General features: G+C 62.1%; 15 protein-coding genes and 1 pseudogene. 4 read left to right on the top strand and 12 right to left on the bottom strand.

Features of this window, described 5'->3' with window-relative positions; translation table 11 throughout:
* Window positions 1–127: 127 nt before the first annotated feature.
* The 12 genes and pseudogenes from KIH79_RS06435 to KIH79_RS06380 form a co-directional block, all read right to left on the bottom strand.
* Complete coding sequence (locus tag KIH79_RS06435) at window positions 128–1,819, bottom strand: glycosyltransferase family 39 protein (protein ID WP_219058658.1); 1,692 nt, start codon at window positions 1,817–1,819, stop codon at window positions 128–130.
* Window positions 1,816–2,871, bottom strand: a complete 1,056-nt coding sequence (locus KIH79_RS06430; RefSeq protein WP_420829363.1) for a glycosyltransferase family 2 protein — start codon at window positions 2,869–2,871, stop codon at window positions 1,816–1,818. Before KIH79_RS06430 ends, KIH79_RS06435 begins: the two co-directional genes overlap by 4 nt.
* 310 nt (window positions 2,872–3,181) lie before the next feature.
* Window positions 3,182–3,670: a GNAT family N-acetyltransferase gene (locus KIH79_RS06425; RefSeq protein ID WP_219058656.1), complete on the bottom strand. Its 489-nt coding sequence runs from the start codon at window positions 3,668–3,670 to the stop codon at window positions 3,182–3,184.
* 133 nt (window positions 3,671–3,803) lie between these two features.
* A pseudogene (locus KIH79_RS06420) lies at window positions 3,804–4,163 on the bottom strand (GNAT family N-acetyltransferase); the annotation flags it as partial.
* A gap of 337 nt (window positions 4,164–4,500) precedes the next feature.
* Window positions 4,501–4,698, bottom strand: coding sequence for an antitoxin VbhA family protein (locus tag KIH79_RS06415; RefSeq protein WP_219058655.1), 198 nt, complete (start codon window positions 4,696–4,698; stop codon window positions 4,501–4,503).
* A 119-nt stretch (window positions 4,699–4,817) separates the two neighbouring features.
* Window positions 4,818–5,111 (bottom strand): chorismate mutase, encoded by a 294-nt coding sequence (locus tag KIH79_RS06410; RefSeq protein WP_219058654.1) that lies wholly within the window; start codon window positions 5,109–5,111, stop codon window positions 4,818–4,820.
* Between the two features lie 34 nt (window positions 5,112–5,145).
* Window positions 5,146–5,991 carry a DsbA family protein gene (locus KIH79_RS06405; protein WP_219058653.1) on the bottom strand — a complete coding sequence of 282 codons (846 nt, stop codon included), beginning with the start codon at window positions 5,989–5,991 and terminating at the stop codon, window positions 5,146–5,148.
* Between the two features lie 188 nt (window positions 5,992–6,179).
* A complete protein-coding gene (locus KIH79_RS06400; protein WP_274607623.1) occupies window positions 6,180–6,503 on the bottom strand; it encodes an SdpI family protein in 324 nt (107 codons plus the stop codon).
* A 155-nt stretch (window positions 6,504–6,658) separates the two neighbouring features.
* Window positions 6,659–7,639: a sensor histidine kinase gene (locus KIH79_RS06395; protein ID WP_219058651.1), complete on the bottom strand. Its 981-nt coding sequence runs from the start codon at window positions 7,637–7,639 to the stop codon at window positions 6,659–6,661.
* Between the two features lie 288 nt (window positions 7,640–7,927).
* Complete coding sequence (locus KIH79_RS06390; protein ID WP_219058650.1) at window positions 7,928–8,644, bottom strand: response regulator transcription factor; 717 nt, start codon at window positions 8,642–8,644, stop codon at window positions 7,928–7,930.
* 49 nt (window positions 8,645–8,693) lie between these two features.
* Window positions 8,694–9,911: a Fic family protein gene (locus KIH79_RS06385; protein WP_236023664.1), complete on the bottom strand. Its 1,218-nt coding sequence runs from the start codon at window positions 9,909–9,911 to the stop codon at window positions 8,694–8,696.
* Between the two features lie 257 nt (window positions 9,912–10,168).
* Entirely contained in the window at window positions 10,169–10,819 is a 651-nt protein-coding gene (locus KIH79_RS06380) for a GNAT family N-acetyltransferase (RefSeq protein ID WP_219058648.1), read from the bottom strand.
* Between the two features lie 228 nt (window positions 10,820–11,047).
* Here KIH79_RS06380 and KIH79_RS06375 point away from each other — a divergent pair, with 228 nt between their 5' ends.
* The 4 genes from KIH79_RS06375 (at window position 11,048) to KIH79_RS06360 (ending at window position 16,774) form a co-directional block, all read left to right on the top strand.
* Window positions 11,048–13,252, top strand: a complete 2,205-nt coding sequence (locus KIH79_RS06375; RefSeq protein ID WP_219058647.1) for a hypothetical protein — start codon at window positions 11,048–11,050, stop codon at window positions 13,250–13,252.
* 99 nt (window positions 13,253–13,351) lie between these two features.
* Window positions 13,352–14,005: an ABC transporter ATP-binding protein gene (locus KIH79_RS06370; protein ID WP_219058646.1), complete on the top strand. Its 654-nt coding sequence runs from the start codon at window positions 13,352–13,354 to the stop codon at window positions 14,003–14,005.
* A gap of 10 nt (window positions 14,006–14,015) precedes the next feature.
* Window positions 14,016–16,115 carry a hypothetical protein gene (locus KIH79_RS06365; RefSeq protein WP_219058645.1) on the top strand — a complete coding sequence of 700 codons (2,100 nt, stop codon included), beginning with the start codon at window positions 14,016–14,018 and terminating at the stop codon, window positions 16,113–16,115.
* 2 nt (window positions 16,116–16,117) lie between these two features.
* Window positions 16,118–16,774 (top strand): ATP-binding cassette domain-containing protein, encoded by a 657-nt coding sequence (locus KIH79_RS06360; protein WP_219058644.1) that lies wholly within the window; start codon window positions 16,118–16,120, stop codon window positions 16,772–16,774.
* Window positions 16,775–16,785 lie beyond the last annotated feature (11 nt).

Raw genomic sequence — 16,785 nt, 5'->3', positions numbered from 1 at the left:
TCCGGACTCCTTTGGTCGTGCGTGGTCGCTGTTCGGATGGTGACGAACCAATGATACCGGCATGTGGAATGGTTTGCGCGCGGTGCCCGCGAATCGCGCAAGTACTATGGAAATGCTGTCAGGGGTGTCATCGGTGGTAGGTGATGGCCGCGTTTGCGTCGCGTTTGATGACGCCGGTTTGCGTCCACTGGCGGGCTGCGGTGTCAAGGAATTTGTCGTAGTTGCGGGTCGTGGACCATGACAGCAGGGTGAATCGAGCCGCATCGAGATCGTCGATGGTTCTCAGTTGTGCGGTGGAGCCGTGCAGGGGCGCGTATCCGCCGCGCGTGGGGACCTCGTCGGCGTCGAGGAAGTAGTAGTACGGGCAGTCGCGGTAGTACCAGTACGCGTCGATGTACGTGTACTCGTCCTGCGCGACGACCGGCCGCGAGGCCGAGCAGACGACCTGTTGGCTGAGTGCGGCCGATCCGGGCGTATCGTTGCGGTCGAAGCTGTGGTTGCCGCGCACGCCGTACACGATCGTCCCGGCGGCCAACATCGCGACTATCGCAACGTAGACGATCATTGCGCGACGGCCGCGCAACCGGTACGCGACAGTGCATGCCAATGCGAGCGTGGCATAGAGGAACGGTGCGATCACGCTCAGATAGCGTATGGAGAACATGCCGTATCCGCCGCTGGACAGTTCCTTGACGGCGGACCAGATCATCAGGAGCGAAGACGGCACGGCGAACAGCATGACGATCAGCCATGCAGCTTCGGCGGATTGTTGCGAGGCCAGTGTTCCGACTGACCGTTGCCGTGCAGGCAGCCATGCCGCGACGAATATGCCGACGATTAACGTCATCGTGGCCGCGACCAGCAGCGAGATGATCGACGGCAGTTCCGTCTCCGTCATGCCGAGCAGCATGATGTCGAATGCGTTCGCCACGCCGGACATGTTCGTGCGTCGGCGAACCGGAGGCAGGACGGAGCTTCCGCCAATCTGGCCCAGCAGCGCCGGCATCCACGGCAGGAACAACATGACCGACGCGGCATAGGCGAACAGCCAACGCCATGCGGACAAGCGGCGTATGCGCCACGATCGGGCGGCGAGCCAGATCGCATGCGTCAACCATACGAACGCGGTCAGATACAACGTCAGCATGCCGAGCGTGACGGTCACGGCGTACGCGGCCCACCATACGATGCGGCAATATCCGTCTTTGGGGTGAAGGCCGTCCTGCTGATCATCACGCCCGTCGGTCATGTCTCGCTGGAGACAGCCACGCGGTTCGATCACACCGGCCGCGCGCAGCAGCATCGCCGTACCGCCCACGGCCAATAGCATCGCCGGCGAATACATACGCAACTCGTAGCCGTAGCGCAACATGAAACCACCGCACATGAGCATCGGCATGCACGCCGTCGCGACGCGGTCGCCGAACAGATCGCGCATCAGCATGACCAGCACGAACACGGCAAGGCCGAGGCATACGCAGTTCGGCAACCGCAGCAGCGCGACGTTGTCGCCGGCGATGGGCATCCATGCCTTGAGCAGCAGATAATACAGCGGCGGATGCGCGTCGACGGCGGTGAGCGCGATCAGCTCCCGTACGGGTCGGCTCGCCAATATCAGTGAGTACTGTTCGTCGAACCACAACGACTGGTCGCGGCCCATCAGCCAGCTCAACACGGTCGTCGCCAGAGCACAGCAGGCGGCCAACACGGGAACGGGAACCAAGTGGTGGATGGCGACGGCGGAACCGGCACTGCCGTCGTCGGCGCGTCTGCCGGCGTGCTCGACGTACGGATCGGCGGTTTCGTGGTTTGTGATCATGACAGCTTCTCCCTGTCATGTGCCGGGCGGTCAGCATGAGCGTTGCCGGCATTGCGAACGTTGATGTTGCCGTCGCGCACGATGTAGTTCGGCCGGCGCTTGGACTCCAGATACGTGTTCGCCAGATATCGTCCGATGACACCCAGGCACATCAGCTGCAGTCCGCCGATGAACGTGATGATGCACGCGAGCGATGGCCAACCGGCCACCGGGTCGCCGAACATGGCCGCGCGCACCGCGATGAAACAGGTTGCGCCGAACGCGACCGCGCACAACAGCAACCCGATGTAGGAGGCGACGGCCAACGGCACGGTGGAGCATGAGATCAGCCCCTCGATTGCGTAGCGGACCAACGCGAAGAAATTCCAGCTGGACCTGCCCGCGGCTCGGCGCGTGTTCGGATAGTCGATCCATGCCGTATGGAATCCCACCCATGCGTACAGTCCCTTGGAGAACCGGTTGCGTTCGGTCAGCGACGTCAGCGCGTCGACGACCCGGCGACGCATCATACGGAAATCACGCGCACCATCGGGCACCTCGACCGGAGACATGGCATTCATCAGCCGATAAAACAGGTGCGCGCACATGGATCGGATCGGCGGCTCGCCCGCGCGCGTGGTGCGCCGCGTCGCCACGCAGTCCAGTGTCGGATCATCCGTCAGCATCGCGAACATGCGCGGCAGCAGCGACGGCGGGTCCTGCAGATCGGCGTCCATCACCGCCACGACGTCGCCTCGCGCGGCCTCCAACCCGGCGAGCAGCGCGCCTTCCTTGCCAAAATTGCGCGACAACGACAGCCAGCGGATCGCGAATGGGAGGGCGGCGTGCCCGTCCGCCGCTTGCCGCAGCAGCGCCGCGGTGTCGTCCGTGGAACCGTCATCAACCAACACCAGTTCGACCGTCATACCCGGATGCGCCGTCGTGATCTCGTTGACGGCCTGCACGGTGGCCGACAAAAACAACGGCAGACATGCCTCCTCGTTATGGCAGGGAACAACGACAGACAACGCGACCCGACGACCAGAACATGCGTCAACCGCGCGATCCGTCACGGTATGGAAACCACGTTCCATAGGGGAGTGTGTGACATGGCGACTCTTCGCGGACCGTCGATTGACCATGATCATGCCTTCTTCCCGTCGGCGAGCGCCGCCTTGCGACCCGCAGTACGATCTTGTTCCCGATACGGTTCCAGTGTGCGCTCGCCGAAACGGGAACGTGCCCGTACCGCCCCTGATTCAGCACCCGCCTACCCTGATCATTGTTTCAGGGTAGGCGGGGGGGGGGGAGACGTAGGAGAGGGCAGGTGACGGATGCCGGCGCTCGCGAGCGCATTGATGGCGGCAATGGGGGAAGAAGCCGTCAGTAGTTGGTCATTTCGAGTTCCGGTCCCATGTCCTCGGTTTGGACGAGGCCGGTTTCGTGGAAACCGATGTGCCGGTAGAAGTCCTGCGCATTGTCGTTGAACCCGACGACCCAGAGTACGAGCCGGTCGTTGCCGACGGCCTGCTTGCCGGCTTCGACCAGCATGCGTCCGACGCCCTGCCGATGCCGGTCGGCCACCACGTACAATGAGGCCAGTTCCGCCGCTTCGGGACGATCGATCGGCGGGCGCGGCGTACGCAGCAGTTCCGCGAACCCGATCACGTGATCGTCGTCAAGCGCCACCAGCACAACCTGATTGGGGTCCTTGGCATGGGCTTCGGTGAGTTTCAATGCGAACTGCGGGGTGATGACGTCCACGATCTCCTGCGGAATCTTGCCCTGGTTGAGTTCCCGCCATGTCTGCGACTGCACTTCCGCCTTCTCCTCGAACCATCGCGGTTCGATCGGGGCAATGCTCATCGTCATGCCTATTCTTCTTTCCTGACGTTCTTCTAGAAACGCTCTGTGACCGTGAAGCGTTCCAGTACCACGAGCGTGTCGTCGTCAATCGTAAACTTCGGGTCAGCGAACCATGCGTAGTAATCTTCGGAGTTCCAATATGTCTCATGTGTGCGCCGCAATGTCGCTGCACGGCGAGGCTTGCGGGATTGCTCTTGTATACGCTCAGGTACGCTTCTTCGATGCCGAGTTCGCGTGCCTTGGCGAGCGTAAGCTTCAGCCCCGCGGTCGCGTAGCCGCGGCCACGGTATTCGCGGGCGATGCCGTAGCCGATGTGGCCCGGCCCTTCACGCAGAAAGTCGGTGAGCCGGTGGCGCAGGTTGAAGATGCCCACATACTCGCCTTCATTGTTGACGAGAATGTATTTGGTGGCCGGCACCCAGCCATCCGGCAGACCAATGCCCATCGACTCATCGCGCAGCCCCTGCACGTATGCGGCGAATTGCTCACGACTCATGCCGATAAGCATATGATCGCGTCTAAGTTCTCCTTGCGACCATGTCACGCCCATGTCGATATTCGTGGATGGCAGGAAGAATTCGGAACCTTCGACGTTCTTGCGAATCTCGACCGTCCGAATATGTCCTGCCCAAGCATAGATATCCTGAAACAGCAGGTAATGAATGGTCTTGAGCTCATCCATACTGCCTTCATGGATGGCGGGAGGTTCAGCGAATAATTGCAGCATGCGTACGCCGACTATCTCACCTTCCGCCTGCTTCAGCTCATCCCATGTGCGAGCGCCTGGAAGATTGGCGAGAACGCCTGTATTTGGGTCAATGTATGGGTCAGTGAAATCAGCGGACGGCATGAAGCTCACCCGTGCGCTTGCCAGCATTGTGATCGTTGCGGCGCCATGCGCGCTGCATGAGCTGTTCGATGTTCATGGAGCCTTGCGCGAATTCATCGGCATCGGCGCGGAATTCGTCAGACACGTAGGCCCCCTCCATCTCGCCGGCGTGAATGGCTTCCTCAACGGCGCGTTTGCGATCCATAACGGCTCCTTCCACGGTACGCTGTTTATCTCATTGTAGAAGACCTGCCCATCATTCCTGTCGCTCATGGCAAAAGTCCTCATGCCAGTTGTCACCGTTAGATGACGGATTCCACCCTCCTATCGACGCTTGAAATCCTTCATCTCCGCCTTGGTGAAGTGTTCGATCATTGTGCGCCAGACCGCTTCGACCAGATCCGGGTCGGCATGGGACGTCTCCGCTAATCCGCGCACCTTGGCGATGACCGCGTTTACACGAGCTGGCGCCTTGACGCCGTCCGCGCTCTTCTTGAACTGCGCGGCCTGCGTCACATAGGCTCCACGCTCGGCTATCAGATCGACCAGTTGAGCGTCGATACGGTCGATATTGGCGCGTACTTCATCGAGACTTTCGCAAGCATGAATCGGTTCCATCAGTACTGTTCCTCAAATGTCATGGTGTGTGCAATCAGTTTTTCGGTTTGACCGTCGGATTACCGACTTCGTTCTCGCCCAGGCCGACGGCGGTGAGGAAGCTGTCCTTCAGATCACTGCCGTCCATCTGCCAGCGACGATCGTTGATCATGACGGTGGGCGTGGAGAAACCATTTTTACCCGGCGCGTAGAGTTCCGGGCGAAGTATCGTGTAATCGTCCGCTGCTTTCAGCCATGCTCGATACCGGTATCGGCCGTCGAACGCCGCATCCGCCGTCGTCTTGTCCACGCCGGCGTCGAGGGCCTGCTGTTTGAGCTGGTCGTCGGTCACACTGCGATATTCACTGAGCTCGCCGGGTTGGAAGTCCTGCGCGTAGATGTTCATCAGATACCCGAGCAGATGATCCGGATCCGGGTCCTGTTGCGCGATCGTGACGGCCGCGTTGAACGCGCGGGTCGAATACTCGTCGCCGCTTTTGTAGTCCTGGAACGTCATGAAATGCAGATCGAGATTGATCTGCCCCGCGTCCAGCATGCTCTTGATCGTCGGATCGAGCGTGCGGCTCACCAATGCGCAACCCGGGCACAATGGTTCCAGATACATGCCGACGGTTGGCACGCCGTCGATCTTGCTGCCGTACCCGTTCTTGGAGACCAGGATGCCGCCCTTGTCGTCCGCGAGCGACGGCTTGACCTTGATCTTACGCAAGGCATCATGTGCGGCCTGTTCCGATTGCGGGACGTCCGTCGTCGCGGATCGATTGACCGACATACCGCGATACAGGGCAACGCCGCACACGACCAGCAGGACGGCGATGATCGCGACGGTCAGCATTCCGATGATGGTCTGCTGACGACGTTCCGACGCCGAAATTGTCATGTCGTTCCGAGAATCCTGCCGTTGCGTATTACTGCGTTTCATCCATCCATGATGGTTACTCACGCGGGATCACGCCAATCGAAAGGATATTTGTCAACCAAAGACGACATGAGACGGCGGTAATCATTGTTCGTCAAGGTTACTCATCGCAAAACAAGCAGTTTTTCATCAGAATCAGAGTCTTGGCCCTATGCCTGTGATTCCAAGTAATAATTTCTGGCGTCGCGATTCGCGATGATCCCGCATACGACGAGCCATGCGACAAGCATGACGGCAAGTGCGAGGAGCATCCACCACCAGATCATGTCCATGGTATTGATGTCACGGTTCGCGACCATGCCGACCGCTACGTCTACCTGCATTAGAACGACCAGAACGCCACAGCCGAGGAACACGAACGCATACTTGCGGTGCACGTACTCCCACGTCTCATCCGAGGCGATGGTCCAGCGAGTCTTGATACCCATATGGTAATTTCTCTCCAATTGTCCGTTCTTTGCGAACCCATACATGGAGAAACACCACTGTGCCACCGGCAAGAAGAAACCGACCAAGCAAAGAAGCATATTCCGAATCCTTTCCGATACCCTCAATGATAATGATCGGCGAAACCGCACGACAGACGATGTCGACTATGGTTGACGGGGACTATCGGAGAACAATAAGATCACTTTGACAATGGAATGCACGGCAAAGCTGCGTGCAAGATCCACGTGCCGTCTTCGGCGGAGGTGCTGATCGAACCGCCGAGAGCGGCGAATCGCGAGCGGTGCAGGGGCAGTCCTTTGCCGGAGTGGGGTTTGTCCGGCAGAAGGGACTGCGTGGCGATGTCGTTGACCTGATCGACGATCAGCCCGTCGTTGTTATGGCGTACGACTACACGGTATTCGCCGGATGGGTCGCCGTGTACGGCGATGTTGGTGTACAGCTCACGCAGCAGGTCGATCACTGCGGACTCCCGTTCGTGGATGTCGCCGTCCGTATTCGTCGGCTCGCGTTCGGACAGGTTGTCGATCATCGTGGAGTCGCCGGTAAAGCCGAGCTGCGCAAGATACCGGTCGCCGTGTTCCAATACGTCGCGGACACGATCGGGAAATGTGACGCAGGACGAGGATGTCGTGGTCGGGCTTCCGATTCCGGTATCGTCGCCGGTACGTTCTGCGTCGCCGTCGTTGATGTCGCTTTGCGGAAAGACGCCGTCGCGATCATCCCCGATGGAATCATGTTTTTCTCCGGTATCGGTGCCGTCACCGTTTCCGTCGAGCATGTTGATGACCGTGCGCACTTCGCCGAGCGTGTCGATCGTGCGTTGGTACAGGTCGTCGAACAACGCCGCATGTTGCTCATCGTTCCCTGAGCGTGACCGTTCGTAATCCAATCGCATGGCCATGTACGCGAGGTCGCTTGTCACCGTGTCGTGAATCCGGCTTGCGGCCCGCTCGTCGCGACGCATGGCCTCCACTCGGTCGCGCTCCCGCTCGTAACGCAACCGATCCTGTTCCGCCTGCACGGCCACAGCCCTCCACGACATCGCGCGGCCGAACGCATACACGACGAAGAACGACACCAGCAGTATCACGTAATCGCCGAATGGGATGCCGGCGCGAGCCGCGACCATCCAACGCACCGCGGCGATCAACGGCGGCATCAGCCACCACCATCGCGACCCACATGCCGTAGAACAGGCTCGCCCCGCTCATATCCGGCAGGAACGCGCACGCCACATACGTGACCGCGACCGCCACACTCATCGGCAACGGATAAAACGGCAACGCCAACAGACACAGGATATGCACGACCGTCAGCACCGTGGTCGCCACGAGCTGCGCGGGATACTCGAACATCTCCAGCACCGTCAGCCCGGCGGACAACAACACGACGCACCACATGACCGGCCCCACGCCGGCGGCACGGATACGAGCGCCCGCGCGTCCGATCAATCCTGCAACATCAGCCATTCGGCCACCGCCTGCGTTCGATTCCGCGCACCGAGTTTTCTCGCCGCGCGCATCACATACGTCTTCACCGACGACTCGCCAACGCCAAGCAGCTCGCCGATCTCACGCGAACTTTTGCCCTGCGCGCACAAGCGCATGACCTCACGCTCACGATCCGTCAACGGCGCGACAGCCACGGCCACATTCGACCGGGTAGGGGAGTCGCCATCGGCGTCGCCTCCGGTTTCGGCCCCGATCCCCGTTCGCGCCATGAGCAACGCGTGCGATTGCGCGGCGGTCAGATCGGACGCGTACCTGGTATGCGGCGTGCGGCCATTGACCAGCGCGACCGCCGCCTCGCAGACATCCTTCACCCGCGCCTTGTCCATCACGCACTGGGCGCCGGCGGCCAACGCATCGGCCGCATAATGCTCCAACGAGAACGACGTGACGCCGATCAACGCGACATCGGCCGTCGCCGCACGCACCTGCCGGCACACCTCGACGCCGCTCAATCCCTCCAACGACATATCCACCAGCAGCACATCCGGACGCGAATCGGCCGACAGACAGCGGGCGGCCGCATCCCGGCCGCGCCGGCATGCCCACATCACATCGACCTCGGGAAGATCACGGCGAACCAGCAACGTCAGCATCGTCAACGTCAACTGGTCGTTATCCACCACCGCAAGGCGGAACCGTCTCCTGTCGTACATACGTCACCACCTCATAACAAGTCCGGTCAACGGACATCATATCGATGGCTCATCGTTGGTCTTCTCCCATGATCGTGGTGCGCATGGTGTCCGACAATTCGTATCGTACCGGTCGTTGCCCAGTGGCGATGATGGTTCTGTCTCCGACAAGGGCATCCAGCGCATGATTGGTTCTGTTCCGCCCCAATCCCATCGATTCTCGCAGCCGCGGTCTGGTTATGCTGTGGGGGGCGATTCCGAAGAGTTCTTCTTGGATGAGTGCGGCTACGATGTTCGTGGCGTCGTCGTTCCAGTCCCGTTCCGAACGCAGTCGGTCGAGTGCCGCGAACGACCGCCGCAGTATGGATCGTTTGACGGACAAATCGTCGATGATGTGCCGTTGCGCTTCGGTGACGAATTCCATCATCCGATACGAGAACAGGCTGGCGTCGAGACGGTTCAACGGGTGCTGCGCATCCTCGAACGCCTTGTAGTACTGGTTTTTGCCGTCGGAGATGACCGGGCTGAGGCTGATGGATGTCGGCACGCTCAGATGCTGTCGTAGCTGGAGGGCGAACAGGAAACGGCCGGTGCGACCGTTGCCGTCGTAGAACGGGTGGACGTACTCGAACGCGAAATGGCACATGGCGGCACGGATCAATGGCGGCACATCGCGGTTGCGGGTGAGCGCGAGCCATTGCGTGAGCGCGACCTTGATCTCGGATTCCGGTGTGATGCCGGTGTGGATGCGTCGCCCGGTCGCGGGTTCGTCGATGTACACGGGACCGTTGCGGAACAGATCGCCGTCCGGTCTGTCATTGTCGTCGAGTTCCCCGGCGACGACCTTGTCGTAGATGCCGCGGATGTCCTCGAGCGTTTCCGGCAGCGCGTAGCGTGCGGGGTCGTCGTCGCTGAGCGCGAGGAACAGACGGGCGAACTCGCTGAACCGCGCATGTCCTCCGCGTTCCGTGGCGGCCTCCAGTGCGAGGCTGATCTCCCGTCGGGTGGATCGCACGCCCTCGATGCCGTTGGTGCTTTGCATCTCCTCGCCGATGAGATCGTACAGGTAGGCTCGCCGCGCGATTGGCGGTAGCTCTTCCCAGAGCGCAATGACCTGCGTTTCCCGTTCTCGAATGTTGTCGGCAAGCGTGGCGAGCTCACGGAAGTTGACGACGAACAGTTCATGCCCGCGCAGGATGATGCCGGAGCGGAACGTACTCCATCCGTCAAGACGCCGCAAATATTCTTCGTCGGCGATTTCCTCCGGTCTCTTCGTTGACCGGCTCATATGCGCGGTCTGTCTGATGCTTTTGTAGCCTATTCCCATATGCGCCACTTTCCAGTCAGTCGACCACTGCAAGGGTTGCAACAATGATGCTATAGGTCGTTTTTGGCAATATCGACCTATAGACAGTCTATATCGTGGTGGCTATCGGCTGGTATCGGGTATGGCGGCGCATATTCATGGGGAAGGATCGGATGTTTACGATTTCCACGGCGTTTCGATGAACGATCTGGTTTGGTGTTGAATCATCTGCCGAGAACCTACCGGGTGACTCCGCGCCCCGCTTGCCATGCGTCGGCGGTGATGATGCGGAGGGTCTCGTCGTGGTATTCGTCGATGAGCGGGAAATGGTTGCGCTTTGATTCGCCGGCGACTCGCATGCCGCATTTTTCCATCACGCGACCGGACTGCGTGTTGTCCGTGTAATGCGCGCCCCACACGGCGTCGACGTGCAGCGTGTCGAACGTGTAGCCGAGCACGGCATGCAGCGCTTCGGGCATGTATCCTTTGCCCCAGAACGGCCGGCCGATCCAATAGCCGAGTTCCAGTGCGTTGCCGCCGACGTACCGGGCGTAGTGTTCGACGAGCGCGAAGTCTGAACCGTCGCTGTCGCCGTCCTTGTCGATATGACGAAGAGGCTTCAATTCGATGCAGCCGACGGGTTCGTCAACGCCGGCATCGACTCCCGCCTCCGTGGCCTCCCGAATGATGATAGCCCAGTTGTGCTCAACCGGGGAGAACACATCACGGATGACGTTCATGCTCTCTTCGGCATCCTGATGCGGCGGCCAGCCGCACAACAGTCCAATTTGCGGGTCCGAAGCGTACCGGAACAGGGAATCAGCCTCAGCGATATCGCCGATCTTCCACGGGCGCAGCAGCAGACGCGCGGTTTCAATGGTGTCGTTCATCGGACCTCCCAGCTGTTTGGAATGCAGTTTATGCCAACGCTACAACAGTGCACTCAGATATGGGGAAGATTCACTCCGGCCGGCGGGTCAAGCGCCACGAGAGCCGATCCGTCGTTCTCGCGGATGATGCACGTGCTCGTTCTTTTGCCTGATGGATGATACCGGTGAATCGGGGGAGTATGGAGCCATAGCGTTCGTCGCGAGGTTGCGGCGGGGAAGGAGAGTATCGTGAACAGGCTGTTGAAGGTCGCCGTTTGTGTGTTGATGGTGGTGTTGGTTTCGTTGGCCGGGCTGATGTCGGTGTTCGTGTTGGGCGACGGGTATTTCACGGCGATGCGCGAGTATCCGAAGCAGAGTCGCTTGTTGCCGTTGTCCGATGTGCCGCAGGACCGGTCCGACCGGACATTGAACGCTTTGCTGGAAGCGGTCGGCGCTGATGGTGGCGTGGTCGTGCGTTCGGACTTGCTGACGTCGCCGGTGGATGGTTCGGCCGGCGGGTATCGGCTGGGCGTGTATGGTGACGTGACGGCGCATGCTTCGGCGATGCGGTTGCGGTATCTCGGCGCGTCGGTGTTGGACGAGCACAGTCTTTCCCGGTTGATGACGGCGGCGAACGAGAACGCGACCTTGGGTTTGGATCAGGTGCGCCCGGATATGATCGCCGACCTGCCCGGCACGCGTTCGGGCGTACGACTGGTGGTGGAGCGGTTGGACACGCTGGTGCGCCGGTCCGGCACCGTCAACGGCGATTACCGCATCGTCGGATTGGATGACGGCCGGTTCCGGGATCTCGTGTCCCGGGTGAGCGAGGCGAGCGGCATTCCCGGCGACCAGTTGACATCGGCCTCGTCCGGTTCGTCGGTCACGGACAGTTTCATGACGTTGGTCACGCTGGCGTTGATCGCCGTGGCGTCGCTGGCGCTGACACTGATCGTGGTGTTGGGCACGTTCCAGGAGTTCTCGCGACTGGGCGTGTACATGCTGCTCGGATGGTCGCGGACGGGGTACGCGGCCGCATTGTACCGTCCGTTCCTGCTGTTCCTGCCGGTGATAATCCCGATCCCCATTCTCATCTTGAGCTGGGGGTTGAACGGATTCCCGGTCACCCTGCAACTGGTGTTGGCCATGCTGACGCCGAGCCTCGTCACGGCCGCGATCGTGTTGCTGGCGTTGGGATGCGGCGTGCTGGCGTTGCTGTCGGTGCGGCCGGTGGCGGCGATCCGCAACCGCGTGTCGAAACGGGCGATGCTGGCGGTGATCGCGATCGTGTACGTGCTCGCGTCGGCCGGACTGGTCGCCGGCGCGCACGCGTTGGACGCGCCGATGGCCAGCATCCGCAACCTGACGCAGGTGAGCGCGCAATGGAGCCGGTACCGGTCGATGCGCATCCTGTACAAGGACTCGCGCGGCACGAACCACACGTCGACGTCCGGCCTGTCCGGCGACCATGCGAAGGAGATCTACGACTGGTACGCGTCGATCGAACACGACGACGGCGTATACCTCGCCAATACCCGATACTTCAGCCGCGATCTCGTCGCGTCCTGGCGGCACCTCTACCAGCAGGTTCCCGAACAGGCGTTCTGGTACTTCGCCATGTCCCCGAGCTACCTCGCCGCGCAGGGGTTCGACGTCGACCCGGACGCGACGGCGCGGGCCGAGGCGGGCGAACGCGTCTACCTGATCCCCGACACCATGCCACGGGACGAGCAGGAACGCATGCGCGGCTACCTGACCGAAACCAGCATGAAATACAAGACTTGGGAAAGCACCGTCCACACCACCTTCATGAACACGGGCACGGTCGGCTTCGCCGCCTACCATCCGTCCACGCCATTGTTCACGTGGAGCGACGACCCCGGCCAGCCTACGGACGTCACCGATCCGGTGATCCTGTTGGCCACCAGTGCGAACATGACGCCGTTCGAGACGGAAAGCCTCGGCGCGGTCGGCCTGACGAACAGCTATATCAAACTCGACGAGTCCGCCGCCCAACGGTACACGGCAGCGGACTACCTCGCCGAATACCAGCTCGAAGACAACAATCCGGTCTTCCGCACGACCGCCGACTTCATCGCCGGCATGCGCAAAAGCCTGACCGAATTCATGCAGCTGTTCGGCGGTCTCGCCGTCATCGCCATGAACTTCCAACTCATCGGCGTCGCCACCCTATGCCGCATCTACGCCATGACCTACCGGGAGACCATCGCCGTCAAACGGTTGCTCGGCTACCCGCTGCGACGCATCTTCGCGCCGGCCTTCACGCTCATCATCACCGTATCCGTCGCCGCGTTGCTCGCCGCGCTGCTGCTGGGCTCGAAGGCGGGCGCCGTCGCGGCCGGGGCGACCATGCTGTTCCAGCTGATCCTCATGACGGTCCAAGCGCGGACGCTCGCCACGAGCCAACTGCAGACCATGATCAAAACGGAATGAACCGCCACGCCGCACGCCGGCATCCCGGCACCGTTCCAACCAACCAACACCGTCAATCAGTCATTGTTTTCCAACCAGCGTTTCTATAAGGAGCCTCCCATGTCCACGAGCATCATCGTCAACGATCTATGCAAGACCTACGGCAGCCGCACCATATTGCAGCACCTGTCCTTCACTGTGCCGACCGGCGGCAGCCTGGCCATCATCGGCCCGTCCGGTTCGGGCAAATCGACGCTGCTCAACATCATCGGACTGTTGGACTCGCCCACCGGCGGCACGGTCACGCTCGACGGCCAGCGGCTGCCGGACATCAACAGCGGCAAGGCGACCATGCTGCGCCGCACGACGATCAACTACCTGTTCCAGTCGTATGCGCTCATCAACGATCTGAGCGCGCTCGGCAACGTCATGCTCGGCATGGCGTTCATGCCCGGCAGCAAGCAGGTCAAGCAGCGCAAGGCCAAGGCCATGCTCACGCGGCTCGGTCTCGGCAACGTCATCGACGACAAGGTTGCGACCCTGTCCGGCGGCGAACAGCAGCGCGTCGCCCTCGCCCGGTGCATCCTCAAACCCGGCGACGTGCTCCTCGCCGACGAGCCGACCGGGGCGCTCGATCACACGCTCGCCCAGCACGTCTTCGACGAGATGCTCGCCCTGCAGCACGAGTATGGCAAGACGCTGATCGTCGTGACCCACGACACCGGCATCGCGCAGCAATGCGACCGGGTGCTGGAACTGCGCCGCGCGGCATGACAAGGAGGCCATGATGCGAGGCAGGACCATTCAGCTTGCGGTGTTGGTGGCGGTGCTGGTCGCCGCTGTCGGTTCGTTCGTGATGCTCAGCGGGTTGGATGCCGTGGCGCCGTTGGGTGTGCGGGGCACGGTGCAGGTGTCGGGGTCGACGCCGTCCGCGCCCAGTTCGTCGACCATCGCGGGAGTCGAACGGACGGCCGGCGACATGGGAGCCGACATCGTCAAATTGGTGGAGGATGTCAAGGACCCGGGCGGGTCGCGCACGCTGTATGTGGCCGTCGGGAACCGGTCGGGGGAGCCGGTCCGTTGGCTGGCCGACGGGTATCCGGGATTCACCCGTTCGATGACCACGACGGTATCGTCGTTCTCCCGGCTCTCGGGGCAGGACCCGCGCGGCAGCTACTACGTGTACGGTGATCCGGCCGCGACCCGGGCGTTCGCCGAGCGGTTCCGCACGGACGGGTACGAGGTGGACGTCAAGACCGACTACACGGCCTCGTACGCGCAGTGGCTGAGCAACCAGCCGCTGGGGGTGAGCTTCGCGGTGACGGTCCTGCTGTGCGCGATGCTGGCGGGCATGTTCGCGTTGATGAACGTCAAAGGGTATGCCGTGCAGCGTCTGCAGGGCAACTCCGACTGGAGCGTCATCGCTCGTGACGTCCGCGCCAACATCCGTCAGGCCTTGGCCGCGACCCTGGTCGTGCTGCTGGGGTTCATGGGATTCCTGGCCCTGTACAACCATGCGTCGCATATGGGCGCGGCATTGGCGTTGGCGGCCGGCGTGTTCGCCGTGTTCCTCATGGTGATCGTCGTGGCGTATCTCATCGGGTTTATGGTGGCGTCCCGTTCGTCGCTGCTGGCCGCGCTCAAGGGACGCCTGCCGGCGCGTTTGGCGTCCGGGCTGGTCTACTGCGTGCGCGTGCCCGCCGTGATCCTGGCCGTCTGGGCGGTCACCTACGCGGGGACGGCCGCGGGCCAGGCCTTGGACCAGGCCGAAGCACAACGGGCATGGGCCACGGCGGGCCAAGCCAGCGCCATCAGACTCAACCCCCGGCTTTCCTCGGATGAGCAGGACCGGTATGCGGCCGCGACGGGCCAATGGCTGATCTCGCAGGAACGACAAGGCAGGATGATCCTCGCCGAGGAGGGATACACGCTGGAGCAGTTTTCCGCCGTCGCGAACCAGACGGGCTCGCCTATGGACGGCGCGGCTTCCCTGTCCGGGGACGTGCTGGTGGTGAACTCGAACTATCTGCACGCGCAGACGGTGCAGGACGCCTCGGGCCGGCGGATCACACGAGTGCCCAACCAGGGGGTGCTGGTGGTGATACCCGCCTCGAAACAGGACCAACGCAAGCGGATCGAGAACGTCGTACGGGCGTTCATCGGCTCGCAGGGCCAGATGCATGGCGTCGCGACGCCCCGGATCACCGTGCTGACGGGCAAGCCCGGCCAGTCCCTGTTCGGCTACGGGCAGCAGAACATGCCGAACCAGAAGACCCTGTTCCATGACGCGGTGCTCGTCGGCGTGGATTCCGACACCGGAATATTCTCGTCCGACGACTACACGGCCTACGCTTCCGCGGGCAACGCCATGCTCACCGACCCGGACCAGGCGCTCGTCTCGCTGCGCGAGGCCGGACTGCAGCCGTTCATCTACGCCGTGAGCAGCGTCAGCGCGAAGGCGGCCGCGGACTTCGCGAAGCTCCAAGCGAACCTGCGCATCCACCTGATGAACGTGCTCGTCGCCGTCGCCATCCTCATCGCCTCGGCCATCGCCGCCGCCCAGACGCATGTGCGCGGCGGCGCCCAACGCATCTTCGCCCGCTACGTGCACGGCTGGAGCTTCCCGGCAACCCACCGGCTCGCGATCACCATGGAAACCATGCTGGCCCTCGCCCCGATCCTCTACTCGGTATGCCAGATCATCCAAAGCCGGCTGCGCACCGGCATCGCCACAGGTGCCCAGAACGTCACTGACATCTACCTGCTAGGCGGATGGCAGCCTGCGTTCATCGCTGCCGTCACCATCGTGAACATGCTCATCTACCTGCTGGCGACCGCACGCTACGAGCGCATCCTCGCCGCCAACCACTCCAGAGAGGAATAACCATGCACGACCACCACTGCCTGCCCGGCGCACCCATCATCGCCATCGGACTCGGGAAGACCTTCGGGAAACGAACACTGTGGCACGACCTCACGTTCCGCATCGAACCGGGACAGATGATCGCATTGACCGGCCCATCCGGCTCGGGCAAATCGACGTTGCTGAACATCATCGGCCTGCTCGACCACGCCACCGCCGGAACCCTGAAATGCGGGCCGGACGACCTGACGGCCATGAACCCGCGCCATGCCAGACTGTTCCGCAAACGCACCCTGGGCTACCTGTTCCAGGACTACGCGCTGATCGACAACGCCGACATCGAACAGAACCTCGACGTGGCAATGCACGGCACAGCCAACAGGCAGGACAGGCAAGACCGAATCAGCCGGGCATTGGACCGCGTCGGACTCAATGGGCGCGAGCACGACCCCGTCTACCGGCTCTCCGGCGGCGAACAGCAGCGCGTCGCGTTGGCGCGACTCATCGTCAAACGGCCCGGCGTCATCCTCGCCGACGAACCCACCGGCGCCCTCGACCACGACAACGCCGACATGGTCGTCCACACCCTGCGCGACATGGCCGAAAACGGCGGCGTCGTCATCATCGCCACCCACTCCGACCACGTCGCCAACGCCTGCGACGACACCATCCAACTGTGATGTGCCGGCGG

This window comes from Bifidobacterium miconis (assembly GCF_019331735.1).
GTDB lineage: Bacteria > Actinomycetota > Actinomycetes > Actinomycetales > Bifidobacteriaceae > Bifidobacterium > Bifidobacterium miconis.
Note: the sequence above shows the minus strand (reverse complement) of the source record. Positions and strands in the feature narration are given on the sequence as shown.

Bases quoted from the DNA above. Each gene is read 5' to 3' on its own strand.
- KIH79_RS06385 (WP_236023664.1), bottom strand. From the start codon at position 9,911: ATGAGCCGGTCAACGAAGAGACCGGAGGAAATCGCCGACGAAGAATAT.
- KIH79_RS06405 (WP_219058653.1), bottom strand. From the start codon at position 5,991: ATGACAATTTCGGCGTCGGAACGTCGTCAGCAGACCATCATCGGAATG.
- KIH79_RS06435 (WP_219058658.1), bottom strand. From the start codon at position 1,819: ATGATCACAAACCACGAAACCGCCGATCCGTACGTCGAGCACGCCGGC.
- KIH79_RS06380 (WP_219058648.1), bottom strand. From the start codon at position 10,819: ATGAACGACACCATTGAAACCGCGCGTCTGCTGCTGCGCCCGTGGAAG.
- KIH79_RS06390 (WP_219058650.1), bottom strand. From the start codon at position 8,644: ATGTACGACAGGAGACGGTTCCGCCTTGCGGTGGTGGATAACGACCAG.
- KIH79_RS06360 (WP_219058644.1), top strand. From the start codon at position 16,118: ATGCACGACCACCACTGCCTGCCCGGCGCACCCATCATCGCCATCGGA.
- KIH79_RS06415 (WP_219058655.1), bottom strand. From the start codon at position 4,698: ATGGATCGCAAACGCGCCGTTGAGGAAGCCATTCACGCCGGCGAGATG.
- KIH79_RS06400 (WP_274607623.1), bottom strand. From the start codon at position 6,503: ATGTATGGGTTCGCAAAGAACGGACAATTGGAGAGAAATTACCATATG.
- KIH79_RS06365 (WP_219058645.1), top strand. From the start codon at position 14,016: ATGATGCGAGGCAGGACCATTCAGCTTGCGGTGTTGGTGGCGGTGCTG.
- KIH79_RS06425 (WP_219058656.1), bottom strand. From the start codon at position 3,670: ATGACGATGAGCATTGCCCCGATCGAACCGCGATGGTTCGAGGAGAAG.
- KIH79_RS06395 (WP_219058651.1), bottom strand. From the start codon at position 7,639: ATGCCGCCGTTGATCGCCGCGGTGCGTTGGATGGTCGCGGCTCGCGCC.
- KIH79_RS06410 (WP_219058654.1), bottom strand. From the start codon at position 5,111: ATGGAACCGATTCATGCTTGCGAAAGTCTCGATGAAGTACGCGCCAAT.
- KIH79_RS06370 (WP_219058646.1), top strand. From the start codon at position 13,352: ATGTCCACGAGCATCATCGTCAACGATCTATGCAAGACCTACGGCAGC.